18 protein-coding genes are annotated in these 13,766 nt (G+C 53.0%); 14 read left to right on the top strand and 4 right to left on the bottom strand.

Annotated features, from left to right (window positions below):
* Positions 1-58: 58 nt before the first annotated feature.
* Positions 59-1,255 (bottom strand): DNA primase, encoded by a 1,197-nt coding sequence (locus tag FHS27_RS22385; RefSeq protein ID WP_246420590.1) that lies wholly within the window; start codon positions 1,253-1,255, stop codon positions 59-61.
* Between the two features lie 55 nt (positions 1,256-1,310).
* On the opposite strand from FHS27_RS22385, the gene FHS27_RS22380 reads away from it, so the two are divergent.
* From FHS27_RS22380 to FHS27_RS22320, 13 genes are all read left to right on the top strand, one after another.
* Positions 1,311-2,192, top strand: a complete 882-nt coding sequence (locus FHS27_RS22380) for a replication-relaxation family protein (RefSeq protein ID WP_184307194.1) — start codon at positions 1,311-1,313, stop codon at positions 2,190-2,192.
* Between the two features lie 293 nt (positions 2,193-2,485).
* Complete coding sequence (locus tag FHS27_RS22375) at positions 2,486-4,672, top strand: type IV secretory system conjugative DNA transfer family protein (RefSeq protein ID WP_184307192.1); 2,187 nt, start codon at positions 2,486-2,488, stop codon at positions 4,670-4,672.
* 53 nt (positions 4,673-4,725) lie between these two features.
* The gene (locus FHS27_RS22370) at positions 4,726-5,700 is read left to right on the top strand and encodes a JAB domain-containing protein (RefSeq protein ID WP_184307190.1); all 975 of its coding nucleotides are present in this window, start codon (positions 4,726-4,728) and stop codon (positions 5,698-5,700) included.
* Between the two features lie 189 nt (positions 5,701-5,889).
* Positions 5,890-6,174: a hypothetical protein gene (locus FHS27_RS22365; RefSeq protein ID WP_184307188.1), complete on the top strand. Its 285-nt coding sequence runs from the start codon at positions 5,890-5,892 to the stop codon at positions 6,172-6,174.
* A 122-nt stretch (positions 6,175-6,296) separates the two neighbouring features.
* Positions 6,297-6,575 carry a hypothetical protein gene (locus FHS27_RS22360; protein WP_184307186.1) on the top strand — a complete coding sequence of 93 codons (279 nt, stop codon included), beginning with the start codon at positions 6,297-6,299 and terminating at the stop codon, positions 6,573-6,575.
* Positions 6,576-6,836: 261 nt separating this feature from the next.
* Positions 6,837-7,112 (top strand): DUF2958 domain-containing protein, encoded by a 276-nt coding sequence (locus FHS27_RS31705; protein WP_246420588.1) that lies wholly within the window; start codon positions 6,837-6,839, stop codon positions 7,110-7,112.
* 74 nt (positions 7,113-7,186) lie between these two features.
* Positions 7,187-7,495 carry a hypothetical protein gene (locus FHS27_RS22350; protein WP_184307184.1) on the top strand — a complete coding sequence of 103 codons (309 nt, stop codon included), beginning with the start codon at positions 7,187-7,189 and terminating at the stop codon, positions 7,493-7,495.
* Between the two features lie 126 nt (positions 7,496-7,621).
* Positions 7,622-7,966: a hypothetical protein gene (locus FHS27_RS22345; protein ID WP_184307182.1), complete on the top strand. Its 345-nt coding sequence runs from the start codon at positions 7,622-7,624 to the stop codon at positions 7,964-7,966.
* Positions 7,959-8,576, top strand: a complete 618-nt coding sequence (locus FHS27_RS22340) for an HNH endonuclease (protein WP_184307180.1) — start codon at positions 7,959-7,961, stop codon at positions 8,574-8,576. Before FHS27_RS22345 ends, FHS27_RS22340 begins: the two co-directional genes overlap by 8 nt.
* A 28-nt stretch (positions 8,577-8,604) precedes the next feature.
* On the top strand, positions 8,605-9,111 hold the full coding sequence (locus FHS27_RS22335) for a DUF6884 domain-containing protein (protein WP_390854285.1): 507 nt from the start codon (positions 8,605-8,607) through the stop codon (positions 9,109-9,111).
* A 109-nt stretch (positions 9,112-9,220) separates the two neighbouring features.
* A complete protein-coding gene (locus FHS27_RS22330) occupies positions 9,221-9,430 on the top strand; it encodes a hypothetical protein (RefSeq protein ID WP_184307176.1) in 210 nt (69 codons plus the stop codon).
* Positions 9,430-9,681 (top strand): hypothetical protein, encoded by a 252-nt coding sequence (locus FHS27_RS22325; RefSeq protein ID WP_184307174.1) that lies wholly within the window; start codon positions 9,430-9,432, stop codon positions 9,679-9,681. The genes FHS27_RS22330 and FHS27_RS22325 overlap by 1 nt, the downstream gene beginning before the upstream one ends.
* 67 nt (positions 9,682-9,748) lie before the next feature.
* Positions 9,749-9,889 (top strand): hypothetical protein, encoded by a 141-nt coding sequence (locus tag FHS27_RS22320; RefSeq protein ID WP_184307172.1) that lies wholly within the window; start codon positions 9,749-9,751, stop codon positions 9,887-9,889.
* Positions 9,890-10,111: 222 nt separating this feature from the next.
* Here FHS27_RS22320 and FHS27_RS22315 read toward each other — a convergent pair whose 3' ends face one another.
* Genes FHS27_RS22315 through FHS27_RS22305 form a run of 3 tightly spaced genes read right to left on the bottom strand, consistent with a single transcriptional unit; the run spans position 10,112 to position 13,066 of the window.
* Positions 10,112-11,695, bottom strand: coding sequence for a nucleotidyltransferase (locus FHS27_RS22315; protein WP_184307170.1), 1,584 nt, complete (start codon positions 11,693-11,695; stop codon positions 10,112-10,114).
* Positions 11,692-12,828, bottom strand: a complete 1,137-nt coding sequence (locus tag FHS27_RS22310; protein ID WP_184307168.1) for an SAVED domain-containing protein — start codon at positions 12,826-12,828, stop codon at positions 11,692-11,694. The genes FHS27_RS22315 and FHS27_RS22310 overlap by 4 nt, the downstream gene beginning before the upstream one ends.
* A gap of 4 nt (positions 12,829-12,832) precedes the next feature.
* Positions 12,833-13,066 carry a DUF2188 domain-containing protein gene (locus FHS27_RS22305; RefSeq protein WP_184307165.1) on the bottom strand — a complete coding sequence of 78 codons (234 nt, stop codon included), beginning with the start codon at positions 13,064-13,066 and terminating at the stop codon, positions 12,833-12,835.
* Between the two features lie 158 nt (positions 13,067-13,224).
* Here FHS27_RS22305 and FHS27_RS22300 point away from each other — a divergent pair, with 158 nt between their 5' ends.
* Positions 13,225-13,674, top strand: a complete 450-nt coding sequence (locus FHS27_RS22300) for a helix-turn-helix domain-containing protein (protein ID WP_221225306.1) — start codon at positions 13,225-13,227, stop codon at positions 13,672-13,674.
* The last annotated feature ends 92 nt before the right edge of the window (positions 13,675-13,766 follow it).

Below are 13,766 nucleotides of genomic sequence, written 5' to 3'. Positions count from 1 at the left end.
CCGCAAAATGGGATTTTGCTTCTGGTGCCAAATGCACCAAATGCGTCCTCCGAATCGGCTACACCGAAAGCGTTTGGCGGATCACTGCCCATTCCTCGTCCGTCAAATCCTCGGGCTGACGTCCTCGCATCATTCCGTCGTGGGTGTTGCTGGTGAATCCGAGTCGCGTTTGCACACCGGCTTCCGATAGTCGCCACAACAATTCCTTAAAGCCGGCTTCGCCCTCTTCATCACAGTCGGGCAAGAGCAACGCTCGGTTGCCGCCCGCGTTCTTCGCGAAGCGAACTAGCTTCTCAACTTGATGATCAGTGGCCTTGTTACATCCCAGACCCACGGCGGCAACGCCAAGGCTCTCCATTCGCAAAATCTCATTTTGGCCTTCGCAGACGACAACGCCGAACTCACGCAACGACTCCTGGACGTAAGGCTCGTTCAATCGATCAGCGTGTCCGCCATACAGTTCCAGGCCTCGTTTGTAACCCGACACATACCGGTGCTTGTTCGGCTTCTTTCCTTCTGGTTTGCCATCACGCAGCCACTTCGTCCACTTGGTGTCAAACGCTAGGTCCCTTCCAGAATAGCTGACCACTTCGCCACGCTCATTTCGGTGCGTGTAGACGAAATACTTCTTGCGAAACAGGCTTCGCCCGTTCCCAGGGATGATACCTACGCCCCAAGCTTTCATTTGTTCCGGTGTTAGCCAAGGGCGTTTGCGAACGTATTGAGCAGCATCGGGACTCATTTCGGAAACATCGACGACTAGGTCATCGCACAAGTTGGCGAGCTCTCGTGCCGCCTCTTTTTCGTGCCGAATCATCGGCGTGTTGGCTTCCTTCGCTGTCGACATTGGCTCCGGCTTTGCCGCTGACGTTGGCTTGACCGCCGGTTTTCCAACCTGCTCTTCGACCAATCCATTAATCTCACGCAGTTTCGCCACTGCGTCTTTGAACTCCTGCCCCCGCAATCGGCCTCCTGCAGGCGGCTGATGGTGTTCAAGTCCATGCAATAAGCTCAACACATTACCTGAAGTCTTGCAAACGTGGCAATGCAAACGCTTCGCCGCATCCATCTGCACGGACAAGTTTCCGTACTTACTATCGCTGCACGTTTCGTTGAACACGCACTTCATTCGGTGTTCGCGGGCTCCCACGGGCGGCAAGGGAAGACCGTAGTGCGACAGCACTAGCTCGAGAGGAGTTTGAGCGATCAAGTCATCAATATCGCTCATATATGAAGATGGTTTTCGGGAGTTCATGCAAGGGAAAAGGGGAGTGATTCTTCGCGAGTTATGGTACGCTCATCATCACTTGATGGCAAAAAGAAACACGACAGCTTTGACGGCTCGAGACCTCGAAATCTTGACCTGTCTCGACAGGACTCCGATGACTCCGCGGCAACTTCATGTCGCCAGCCAAGCGTTTTGTCAGCCGTTCGCAGCTGAAGCTTTGGTGCGGCGTAGGCTGGGTCGCTTGCGAGAGGCTGGATTTGCAAATGCGTTTCCATATTCTTTAGTCAGCGAAGGGCGAGCCCCAAAATACTGGAAGTTGACTCGCAGCGGTTATCGACTGATCTACGGAGTCAACGCCACCCTTCCGGGGCGTCGATACTTCTCTGAGGTATCGGTGGGTCACCACGTTCACACGCATGCGATCGCATCGCTAGTCGCACACTTCGTAGCCACAGCCGCTCGCCATCAAGTTGAAATGGACCACTTTGCCCGTGAAAATTCGTTGAAGCTGAAGGTAGGCCAGTCACACGTTTATCCAGACGGAGCGTTCCGGCTTGTTTACCCATCGCAACCTGACCGTCCTTTCCCCTTCGTTCTTGAACTCGACAACGGAAGCGAACGCGTCCGAAGTTCACGCGACACTGAGTCGATTGAACGAAAGATTCGCACATACGATTTGCACCAATCTCGCTACAAACGTGATGACCCCGCTCGGTATTTGGTGCTGTTCGTGACGACCCGAAGCGAACGTCGTCTTGAGAATGTCTTGTCCACGTGCAGGGCGCTTATTCGCAATCCCGATCGAACACTCTTTCTAGGTGGCACGCTCGATCGGCTATTGTCAGGTGACCCTTTCGCTGACCCAATGCTCCAAAGCAATAACGGAATCATGCGAACGCTAATCCCTGTTGGCAAACACCGAATCAAATCTAGCGTCTCCGGAGTTGTTGACAAAACTCCGTGACGATTACGGTCAGAAACTGCTAGTCTAAGTTGCCGGTTGATACCTCACTAGACTCATCGTCTATTGCACTGCTCCTATGCGTGCTGCCCCTTCCTCCGCAACTCAACCAGCGTTTCTGGGCGAATGCAGGTTGCGTCTCTTCGCTCCGCACCGCTGGACCAGTGTAGAACACACTTGGATCGAGAAGGGAATGGGTATGGAAACTCTCGATGACTTGTTGACATTGATCGGTCTCGTCTCGGCGTGGCCGTAATGCATGGCCCCGCCGAGCGAGTCAACCTAACTTCAACTCAATGCTGCACAAGCTGACGTTTCCCACCGGCAACCAAACTGGACCGGAAGCGATGGCTGGCGTGTTGCGAAGTGTGCACGTTGCCAACCGTGAACGCCATTCGGTCGAGCTAATCCTTGCGGATCACGAAGGCAGTATCCAGTTCTTTATCGAATGCCCATTGGAGTTGAGAGCGTTACTATTGGTGCATCTGCTTGACGCGTTTCCAGGTGCCAAACTGGAACGGTGTAGCGATTCACTTTTTCATGCAGACGAACGAACCAAGTCACGAATTGTCCTACTTCGCCCGCATCTTGAGTTCGAGTTTTTGCGTCGTCAATTCGATCGGCATGATCCGATGACGGCAGTGCTCAGTCTGCTCAAGAGTCCTGGAACGACGTCAAGTCACGCACGGATTGTGGTTCGGTTGTGTCCGGCACGTGAAGCGTGCCTCCGTGCTGCAGAACGCTCCTGTCGTTTGCACCACGGGCGATGCCACAGCAAAGCAGTTCAACGGTGGCTTGTTGGTGGAGTCGTTCACGAGAGAAGACTCGTTCGCTGGATGTCACGCCTGTTGGCCCGAGTCTTTGTGCGAAAGTCGAAGCGTTCGCCGGAACCAGGCGATAAATTGACCGACTGTTTGTTTGAAACCCAGGTTTGCATTGAAGTTCAATCGGACCAAACAAACGAAGCGATCGCTAGTGAGAAACTGACAGACATTGCCGGGGCATTCGCCCTGTTCGCCTCGAATGAAAATAGATTCACCGTAGCTGTAGCGAGTTCGGAGCGGCCCGGTGGATACTCTGGTTTGTTGACACCCGACGAGATCGCATTGATGTGGCATCCTGTCAAGGCTGAAGTTCAGGTGTCAAAACTGCAGCGTATCGAAAGTGTCGAGGTCGAACCGCCAATCGAATTACCGCTCCAGGAACGGCACCTCCGCTTGACGCCATTGGGACGGACGGCGTATCGCAAAGACAATCGTCTTGTTGGTTTACCAATCGAATCACTTCGCAGGCATGCGTACGTAACTGGAAAGACGGGGGTAGGGAAATCATCGCTGATGCTTTCGATGATGACCGCCAACATGCGGGACAATCTTGGCATCGCCTTGATCGACCCGCACGGAGATTTGTACTTGGATGTCTTGTGCCAGACGCCCAAGCGACGCACGAACCAACTCATCCTGTTTGATCCAGGCAGTGATCAAGAGCTTGTGCCGTTCAATCCGCTGGATGCCTCAAGCGGGATTGATCGTGGGCGGGTCGCCGATGGAGTCTTGTCCGCGTTTGTAAAAGTCTTCGGCCTTGATGCGGCAACAGCACCACGATTGCTCCACATCTTTCGGAATGCTCTTTACACACTGGTGGAGCAACCGGACGCGACGTTAATCGGAATCAATCGGTTACTAACTGATGCAGCCTATCGAAAGTCTGCCGTTGCCCGAGTCAGCAACCCAGCTGTTCGTGAGTTTTGGCACGGTGAGTTTGGGAGGTGGCATGAACGCGATCGGGCTCAGTTCCTCGCATCGTTGCAAAACAAACTGGGCGCATTTCTTTCCAATCGGCAATTGCAGCTAATTCTTGGCCAGCCTCAGAGCGGTTTCAATCTTCGACGCGTGATGGACGAGGGCGGGATTCTGCTTTGCAACTTATCGAAAGGACGGCTCGGCGAAGACCCGGCTAATTTGCTTGGTGCGTTGTTGCTCAGTTCGTTGCAATTGGCAGGGGAGTCACGGGCCGATATTCCGGAGTGCGAGCGTCGAGACTTCGTATGTTACGTCGATGAACTCCAGAACTACTCAACGACGGCTTTGGCGACGAGCTTGTCGGAAGCCCGAAAGTACCGGGCACCGTTGTTCGTTTTGGCGAACCAATATCGTGAACAGTTAGCACCCGAACTCCGTTCTGCCATCGTTGGCAACTGTGGTTCGGTGGTGACGTTTCAAGTTGGCTCCGAAGACGCCCCGTTCTGGTCACGCCATTTTGGCGGAGCGGTAACGCCGGAAAGCCTGATGGCAATGCCAAAGTATCATGCCGTTGCGAACATCCTGATTGACGGAATGCCCTCTGGTCCGATGACGATCAAGACGATGCCACCACCAATTGGTTTTGCGTCCAAGGTGGAGAAGCTGAAGCGGCAGTCGCTCCGACAGTTTGCACGACCACGAGCAGAGTTGGAGCGGCAAACCGACGCATTGTTCGGATAAAGTGCCGCGTTTTCTTGGTTCTTGCTGTGACCAGTGGCAATCTGTTTGCCAGCATGCAACGACAACTCAAATTTTGGGATGATGGCTCTGAGATCCAAACCGAAGAACAGACTATTGTCACACCGATAGCTGACGCACCGCTTGAGCAAGTTGAGGTGACTAGGAACGATCTGCGGGAACTGTTCGTCAACCCGGATCGGCAGCACCACTACGATGGCCTTCCGCACGAACAGTGGCCAGCACCCGAAGTAAATCGTGACTCGATCACAGTTGATCGAGTTCGCAACGACATTGATGGCCCCGCGCATCGTTTCGAGATGCGCCGTCACGACTATGTCGAAGTATACATTGACGCGGAGACACTTGGTTACGGCTTTGTTGTTGGTATATCGAACAAGCGACAGCAAGTTCGTGTTGCAATCGCCGGAGACGAATCAGAAACTTGGTTCGATACCGCATGCGTGTTCCCAGCTATCGAGCATGAAGCACCAAAGACAAACTTGACAACCACTGCCAGCGATCACGTCGGTGAAACGCTTGGGACGCTCAGTGTCCAAGAGCAAGTCGCGATGCGAGTTCATAAACAGACGCAATACACGTCCCTCAAGATCGTTTCACTTGTCCGCGTCGGCTCCATGAAAGGGCGGCATAAGTTGACGAGCACGAAGGAAGCGTGCGATTTTTTTCGCCAGTATTGGCAAGAGAATCCATCTCCGGACCAGGAGCGATTCGCTGTCGCATACCTCGATACCAAGCACACCGTTCAATGCGTTGTGGCCATCACGCAGGGGACATTGGACGCATCGCTCGTGCACCCTCGCGAAGTCTTTAAGCCGGCTTTCATCGAGGGAAGTAGTGCCATATGCCTCAGTCACAACCATCCCTCGGGAGATCCAACGCCAAGCCGCGAGGACCATGCTGTGACTGAACGCTTGACCGAAGTCGGGAAAATCGTCGGTGTCACCGTGCTAGATCACGTCGTGTATGCAGATGGCACCGATGAAGCCGTTTCGCTGCGTGAGTGCTGAGTGAACAACTGAACGAGCAGTCGGCAATGAGCGAGTGCTACTAACGGCAAACGGTGCCAGCATGTCATCCTCGGAATTCCTAACGATCAAGGTTGTCTGTGCGCAGCTCCACCTTGATCCGGAATTCCGGAATGCAGCTTTACCACCGTGGCCTAATGGCCGCTCATTTTGACTTTTTCCTTTTTCACTATGTTCACAATTTATCATCACGGTCAGCAACGACTTGAACTCATCACCGGCCGTTACAGTGACAACGAGCAACTCTACGTTGCCCTCGAAGAACCAAACGGTGATCTGTACGCCGACCTTTCAGTCTGCATTCCCGACATCCCTTTGGCCGAAGGCGAATTCATCTTCAAAACGTACAGTGGCAACGAAGGTCTGCTTCAAGCCATGATGCACACCCGACGAATCAAAGTCGTTCGCACAGTCAACCCGCCGTTGGGCATGTTGCCAGTCTGTCGACTGAACTGAGATTTCGTTCAAACATAGAAGCTGGACGAGTTGATACTGGCCGCGAGACTTGGCAGAATCAAACGCAAGTCGATCCGTATTTGCAATTCAAACTGCACCCAAAATTTCAGCGATGGAAAAGCATGAGCAAGAACATCTACCAGATGTACCATGATAATGGCGACACCGCAGGCTTTTTCGTGCGGCGAGACTCGTGGAGCACGATTATCGCGAAGGTGGTTTCGATCGATGGGCAAGAATCGGGTGAGCTTCCAGGCAAACCACCGTATCACGGCAATCCACCCGTTCTGATGACAGTCTACAACAACGACGGGACGATCCAGAAAGAGGCGGAGACCATGTCTTGTCCAGGCACGTACGCGTACTCGCAAATTGATCCGCCGTTCGACCTGAACGAATGACGCCAAGCCTCTCGTTGTTGCCGCCGGGTGAATCCATACCCAACACGATTGGAGTCTGAAAGACATCACCACGAGGCACGACAAGGACCGCACTATCATTCGCTCTCGTGTCAAAAGCTTCCTGCGGCTCTGCTTTGTGACACCGCTCTTGATTGTGCATTAGAAAGCGTGCCCTCAGTGGCAATTTACTTTCTTCCCCCTTCAATCGTGAAATGCCCACGAACTCAATCACCGGCACACAGACTTCTTACCAAAGGCATCTTGGCCAAACTTCCTGCACTCGGATCAACTTCCGAAATCCGCGATCCGATCGTCCAGGTCAAATGGTTTACGCCTGACTCCAATTGGACTTGGTGGGTCATCGAGTACGACCCTGAGTCACATATCGGCTACGGCCTGGTCCACGGACTTGAACAAGAATTCGGTACCTTCTATCTCGATGAAGTTGAAGAGATACGCGGCTCACTCGGGCTTCCCGTCGAACGCGACCTTCAATTCGATCCGCAGCCGGTATCGCAGGTCATGAACCGAGCTTAGCCTCGATGTCAAAGGCTCTCGATCTTCGAGGGCCTTTTTCGTGCATGATCGGCAATCAAAGTGATAGACTTGGGATGGCGTCCCCTTCGTTCATGAGCCTACCGCGACTTAAACCTCAAGAGATTCCGTTCGATCACCCTGACTCCTGCTTTCGCTTCATCGCTGGGCCGGATAAGCCTCTGCTCGCTACGCCAGCAGCCATCGAAATGCACACGCACGAAACCGTGCTTGCCTGCTATCTCGTATTGCGGCAACTTGCTCAGCAACACGACGGGATCGACTACCTGCAAGTGTTCGAGGATGACACCAAAGGCGAGGATCTTTGGTTCATCGAAGACGGCGATGGGGGAGCCATCACGGGGCTGCTTCCATCGGACTATTGAGCGATGGACGCTGAAAACGGTAAATTCCCTTTCTTTGTGCTGAAAATGTCCTGGTCACGCTTCCAGCGTGCGTGGTACCGCAGTATTCGCTGGCCTTTTTGTCGTTTCTCGTGATACAATGGACGCATGAAGTACGAAATCGATCTTCCCGCCGATATCCAGCATTGTCTTTCCGCTCGTGCCAACGAGACAGGGCAAGACGTTGTGCATTTGATCCAACTTGCTGTGACGCGGTTTGTTTCTGAGGAAGTGGGTGCGAACGGAGACGATTCTCAGTGGACACAGGACAAAGACGACCGTCGCTGTGAGCTGATTGACCGTGAAATTGCTGGCACCATCAGTGTGCCTGAACGTGCCGAGCTTGCGGGTTTGCAAAGGATGGCAGAGAAGCACTTCGATGAAATAGCATCACCACCGATGGAAGAGGCTCTCAAGCTACACAAGCGGCTACTCTCCCAACCGGATGCGTAGTGTGCCACCGCTTGCGTTCACATACCCCGGCGGACCGTTAGTTCGTCGCCACGGGCCGAGTGGTTATTTGGACGTGCAATCGTTCCGGCCATGGTTGCGTGACGAGTTTTCGTTTCGCTGTGTGTACTGTTTGGTTCGTGAACAGTGGGGAAAGCGGTTAGGTGAATTCGACCTCGACCATTTCGAGCCGGTGGCCAGTTCGCCAGAGGCGAGCCTGGAGTACGACAATCTTGTCTACTCCTGTCATGCCTGTAATCTCCGCAAAGGAAAACGACAGGTGCCAGACCCGACACAGGCTCTTTTGGAATCGGCTGTCCGAGTCCATCTCGATGGGCGCCTTTCCGGCCTGACTGACGAGGCCCGCCGCGTCATTGCGGTGATGGGATTGAATTCGGCAAACCTTGTTCGATGGCGGCTCACTTGGATGCGGATCATCGACATTTGCCAGAAGACTGATCCTGATCTCTTCGCTTCGCTGATGGGTTATCCCGACGAAATGCCAGACCTGTCAGTACTCACGCCACCAAGCAACACTCGACCTGAAGGTGTCGAGCGTTCGTATTTTGCAATGCGTGCTGACGGCAGCTTATCTGACGGATTCATCGTCTAAGCAACGATAGAATTTTCTCGCATTTCTTATCAAGCAAACCATCGCCCTGATCGGCTGCGGAAAAGAGAAAGCCAATCGAGCCGCCCCAGCGTGCGAACTCTACACCGGGCCGCTATTCCAGGCCTCAAGACGCTGGGCTGAGCAGAACACAGACGCCTACTTCATTGTGTCGGCAAAGCACCTTGTTATCGAACCTTACACGATCATCGACCCGTACGATCTGGCGATGACCGACTTGCCGAGCGATGAGCAACGATGGAGAGCCCGACAAATCGAAAGTCAGTTTCATATGCGTTGGGTGGAGTACTGCAAGTTTGGCCGAAACTCCAATGGATTCACCGTTGCAGTCGATAAGCCGCGAGTCGTTCTGCTTGCAAGTCAGCTCTATCTGCGTGGTTTCTACGATCGCATCTTGGCTGGACGCGACAAGTACGACTTTGAAGATCCACTTCGTGGACTTGGCATCGGTGATCGGCTTGCTTGGTTCAAGGCCCAGACGCGCTCGAACGTGAATTCTCAATTGGAATTGTTCTAAACGATCGTTTGCGCAATCGATTTTTTCCAGGCATTCTACTTCCGCTTCTGTCCACGCTGGACAGTCGACCGCCTATGGCGGTTTCGTTCTTTCTTTGCGGAGGAATGCCATGTTGGTCGATCCGAACGATGGCAAATGCTACGAGTGTGAAGGTCAGCTCGAAATTATCGACGCTGATGATTGCTCGATGGCCGTGAAATGTACCGAGTGTGGTGAAAGCTACGACGTTGAGCCTGACGCCTTTGGCGACGGCTGCGTGACGTACTACTTCCCGTTTACAACCGAGCGATACCTCGTTGAAAACTATGGAGACGAATGATGGACCCAAACTCAGCGTGGGACAGCATGCTCACGGCTTACGCGACCAAACAATGGTCCGAAGCGTTCGACTATGCCGAAGCCCTCAAAAACTGGCTCGATGGAGGCGGTTTCCCACCGCATCCAACCATCGGTTCGTGTAGCGGTGCACTCACCATGCAGCCAGACGAACACCTATCGCGAGCAATTGCAATCGCGACTTGTGACTGCATCTACCGACAATGTCTCATCGAAACGAGCGAACCGGTATGAGTCTCCGCACTCCCGCCAAACCAAGGCATCCACTTTCCGAAGTGCGGTGCCTTTTTCATTCTGAACCTTGAGATTGTCCTTCGGTCTCGCTTTCCTGAAGCAGAAGTTCCATTTGCCGATGGAAGGCGTCAAGCTGCACGGAAACCTGCTGACACAGCTCGGGATTGTCGGCGACGAATCGGTCTATCTCGTCATCACTGAGAAGTAAGCTGTCGTCGGGTTCGATGTTTCCTCCAGTCATTGTTGAATCACTCTTTTTGCCGCTCAAAGAAATCTTGTGAAAGTACCGTCACGTCATTCTATCAATCAAATTTGCTTGCTGGTGAATTTTATGTCATTGACCAGAGATTGAAATCGATGGCCCCATGAAGTCCTCTTCTTTGGGGCGAACCGTCTTGGCTGGTTTCCGCCAGCATTGCGTTCTCTGCATTCACTGAATGTTGACTACGAACTCACCACTTCGTGCAACGCAGGTGTCGTTCTTGACGACAAACGCTTCCACCCAGTGCATTCCACGATACTTCGTGCTTTCTCTTCGGATTTTCCCAGACTGCCCACCATCGTAAAAGTCGCCACGTAAGTTGCTCTCGTTTGCCGCTTCGGCACCAGTGTTAACCACTTGCCAATAGACCGTGTAAGGCTTCGGTACGTCTGTTTCGATTTCAAAAACTAAATCGGCGTACTTAGGAATTGCGGGTGAGTTGCTTCGGAAAGCAGTCGGGCGAAATCCCTTTCGGGTGAATCGAGCCTTGATGCGTGCTTGGCGTGTTGTCGGTTGCATGTGCCACCGTGGTGGTTCCCTGTGAGCGACATCGAAACGCAACAACTGCTTGGCCACTCGGCCAAACGCAGAAACCGGCGTTCTTTGTCCCGCGGGAACCCGCCCTTCATGCTCAGATGCCACTCTCTTTCCGATTGATTCGCCGAATGAAGCTTGCAAAGCTCGTTCAAGCTCTTTTGGTGTTGCGGCATTCAACAATTCGTCGATGTCTTCTTGTAGCCAATTCACCCATTGGAAGAATGCATCCGGTCGTCCGCTGTCTGGTTCATTCCAACGATCCGCAAAATTCTCGTTGGGATTTACGGGGTTGGCGATAACCCACTTATCGTCTTCACATCGAATCATTCCGGTTTCTTGATACCGTGTGACCCGATCCAAAAAGTTCGCCAGTGCGGAATAGACATCGGGTTCCTGTTGATACGCAATCGCCGCCAGAGTCGTGATGATGACTGAAATAGGACGTTCGTCGCTATTAGTCTGTCCAGCGAAACGGATATCTCGATGTCGTTTCAAAATCTGGACCATTCGTTGGAGTGGCGTTCGCACCAATTGGTCGGGAACTTCATCGACACTTGCAAACACCTCGCCGTGCTCGCGGAAAATCTGACTCTTGCGGAGTGAAGCCGTGCGGTTAAAGATTTGGCGTTGACATTCGGCAAACCAGTCCGCGTAACCAGCGGGGTTTGTAAAGCCCCATTCATACGACGCCCCAGATTTGCTGCGATCGGTTAGGGCGACCGATTTCAGGCTCATTGATTGGTCCACACCCGCAAACGTCATTGGATCAGGAACGCAAGGCAGCACGTCTAAGTGGAAACCCGCACCGTCTTGTTCCGCGTACAGCAGCGTCCAGCATCGCCGCCCTTCGTCGTCGAGCAATCGCTCATACGTCCCGTGTTCTTTGAGTCGATCACCAACATAGTGGCGAATTTGCTCGGGGCTTGTCTGTTGTTTCGGGATGAGGAGTTCACATGACAAGTCAATGTCATAGTCCGATTCGACACCATTGTGAATCGGTCGCACGACGGTTCCTAGCCTGAATGATCCTTGGGGATAGATCACTGGCGTGCCAGTTGAATCGGGGTAAACGCCCGATTCGAGCCACTTTCCAACAGAGGTGTATCTCTCGACCGCCTGCTTATATTTGCTCGGCGGAATATCGAGTTCTTTGGCAATGTCTTGCAGGATCGAATTGACGATCAGGATTCGGTTATCGATCATGGTTGAATTCATGAGTGTTGTTGGGAAATAGTTAGGGCAGGCGAGAACCCACCGGTCGCTCGGTTTTGGTCGTAGACGGATAATGGAAGGTCAGCTTTCGGCATCCAAACGCGGCCAATCTCGATTGCCGCTGATACAGGAACCGCAGGGAAAAGTGAAAGCCGTGCGTCCTCTCCGTGCTGAAGCTTGATCGCGTCTAACGTTTTTCGCATCACTTCGCGAAATCGCTGTAGGTGCAAATTGCTTTGCAAGAAATCGTTGCCCGGCTGAGGTGCAGAGATCGTCCAAATGCAGCAATCGTTACCAATTGCATTGTGGATTCGATCATTCGCAACACTCGCACTCAGCGACAAGTTGAGAGCAACATCTTTGGCATCGGTTGGTCCAATGCAAGATTGATTGAACTGGAAATCTGTTGGTGGGTCTTGCCATGCCCAACCTGCTGGCTCGCGGTGCAATTGATAGACATCGACAGCGTGTATGTCGGAGATCAGTCGCCCCAATTCAATCAGTAAAGGCATTGGAGCAAGGCCAAAGACCGAAAGATGCTGAATATCCTCGTTCAGTCGCGGTGTCACACGGGAGGCGAATTGCCGTCGCAAGTGCCGGGATTCAATCGACCAATACTCAGGCTCATGGTCTCCAAACGTGCTGTCTTTCAACCCTAGCGAAATCGGTTCGTGACTGGCTGGATACCGCGTCGGTATCATCGCCAATTTCGCGTTTGCAAGAGTTAGTGGTGTGCCATGCTCGCCAATTCTGGCACCGTAAAACAGGACATGTGACTGTCGGTCGGTGTCGATATTTGTCACGGTTTCGATTCGACGTTCGTGGTCGCTCTTCATCTGCTGAAGGCGAGCAACCGGATGCCCATCGACATCGATCTTGTCAACGAGTCGGTGATGCACGTCACAGAGCAGCATTAAATTCGAGAGATCTTTTTTCAGCTTCTCTGAAAGAACGGAATCGCCACGCGGACCTGCGGGCTTGTCCGCGATAATATGAGCGACATAGGCTTGGTTGAACTCCGCCTTGGTCACCTTGTCACGGTGCAGAACTTCATTGCAGCCTTCGTATTGGCATCGCCCCGCCGCTCTGCCCCAGAGGCAGAGCTTGGTCCATTCAGGAATGTAAGACACTGACATGGGTTTAGTGCTTAGTGTCTTTGGGAGGATGCGGATCGTTCCCATAGCTATCCGAGTCACGGATCTGTCCGTTGGGTCGGTGAATCACGAGTTCCGTTTCGTTCTTCTTAGCTAGGTCGCGACCAGCATCAATTGCTTCACGCTGGGTGCCATGGACCGATGAAGCCCGTTCGCCGCCCTCGCGTTTGACCGCCCATTCGTCTCCGTTGGGCACAACGTGATAGTCTTTTTTCGTCATCTGTTTTCCTGGTGTAAGGAAGTAAAAGTGGTGGCGTTTATCAGGTTTACCGACGCTCGCCGTATGTCTATAACGAACATACCCGTTCGCTCGCAGGCTGTCAACTATAACGAACGCCGCGTCTTGCTTCGACCCCATGTAACTGGTACACTTTTGACATGGAAGACGCCCCAAAACCCGACGAAACTCCAAAAATCCCGCTCGCAGAGAACTTGCGTAAGTACCGCGAGGAGAAGGGTTTGTCGTTGGATCAAGTCGCTAAACAAGCGAAAATCTCCAAGGCATACCTATGGGAGCTTGAACGAGACACAGAGGGAAGCAAGAAACCCTCTGCGGTGGTGCTAATGCAGATTGCCGCCGCCCTTTCCAGGACACTTGCAGACCTTCTTAGCCTGCCATCGATCCAGACAACTGACGGCCCGCGTGAGATTCCTTCGTCGCTTGTCGCGTTTCGCGACCGACTGAAAAGCCAGGGCACCGAGCTTTCCGAGTCTGATCTGCAAGACCTTGCAAAGACGCGTTTTCGAGGCGGTCAGCCTCAAACGCCCGACGAGTGGCACCAGCTTTATCTATTGATGGCCAGCAATTCACGGAAGCCAACAAAATGAGTTCGGGGCAATCGACAACACAAACGTTTATTGACGAGTTAGTTCGATCAACAGGGGCAAGCTCTGCGGAAGAGGCAATTCGCTTAAAAGCG

The organism is Aporhodopirellula rubra (assembly GCF_014192335.1).
Lineage (GTDB): Bacteria > Planctomycetota > Planctomycetia > Pirellulales > Pirellulaceae > Rhodopirellula > Rhodopirellula rubra.
This window is presented reverse-complemented; position numbering and strand designations above follow the sequence as displayed.

What these genes read in the sequence shown, in the direction of transcription:
- FHS27_RS22385 (WP_246420590.1), bottom strand. Translation starts at nt 1,255, where the DNA reads ATGAACTCCCGAAAACCATCTTCATATATGAGCGATATTGATGACTTG.
- FHS27_RS22380 (WP_184307194.1), top strand. Translation starts at nt 1,311, where the DNA reads ATGGCAAAAAGAAACACGACAGCTTTGACGGCTCGAGACCTCGAAATC.
- FHS27_RS22375 (WP_184307192.1), top strand. Translation starts at nt 2,486, where the DNA reads ATGCTGCACAAGCTGACGTTTCCCACCGGCAACCAAACTGGACCGGAA.
- FHS27_RS22370 (WP_184307190.1), top strand. Translation starts at nt 4,726, where the DNA reads ATGCAACGACAACTCAAATTTTGGGATGATGGCTCTGAGATCCAAACC.
- FHS27_RS22365 (WP_184307188.1), top strand. Translation starts at nt 5,890, where the DNA reads ATGTTCACAATTTATCATCACGGTCAGCAACGACTTGAACTCATCACC.
- FHS27_RS22360 (WP_184307186.1), top strand. Translation starts at nt 6,297, where the DNA reads ATGAGCAAGAACATCTACCAGATGTACCATGATAATGGCGACACCGCA.
- FHS27_RS22350 (WP_184307184.1), top strand. Translation starts at nt 7,187, where the DNA reads ATGGCGTCCCCTTCGTTCATGAGCCTACCGCGACTTAAACCTCAAGAG.
- FHS27_RS22345 (WP_184307182.1), top strand. Translation starts at nt 7,622, where the DNA reads ATGAAGTACGAAATCGATCTTCCCGCCGATATCCAGCATTGTCTTTCC.
- FHS27_RS22340 (WP_184307180.1), top strand. Translation starts at nt 7,959, where the DNA reads ATGCGTAGTGTGCCACCGCTTGCGTTCACATACCCCGGCGGACCGTTA.
- FHS27_RS22330 (WP_184307176.1), top strand. Translation starts at nt 9,221, where the DNA reads ATGTTGGTCGATCCGAACGATGGCAAATGCTACGAGTGTGAAGGTCAG.
- FHS27_RS22325 (WP_184307174.1), top strand. Translation starts at nt 9,430, where the DNA reads ATGGACCCAAACTCAGCGTGGGACAGCATGCTCACGGCTTACGCGACC.
- FHS27_RS22315 (WP_184307170.1), bottom strand. Translation starts at nt 11,695, where the DNA reads ATGAATTCAACCATGATCGATAACCGAATCCTGATCGTCAATTCGATC.
- FHS27_RS22310 (WP_184307168.1), bottom strand. Translation starts at nt 12,828, where the DNA reads ATGTCAGTGTCTTACATTCCTGAATGGACCAAGCTCTGCCTCTGGGGC.
- FHS27_RS22305 (WP_184307165.1), bottom strand. Translation starts at nt 13,066, where the DNA reads ATGACGAAAAAAGACTATCACGTTGTGCCCAACGGAGACGAATGGGCG.
- FHS27_RS22300 (WP_221225306.1), top strand. Translation starts at nt 13,225, where the DNA reads ATGGAAGACGCCCCAAAACCCGACGAAACTCCAAAAATCCCGCTCGCA.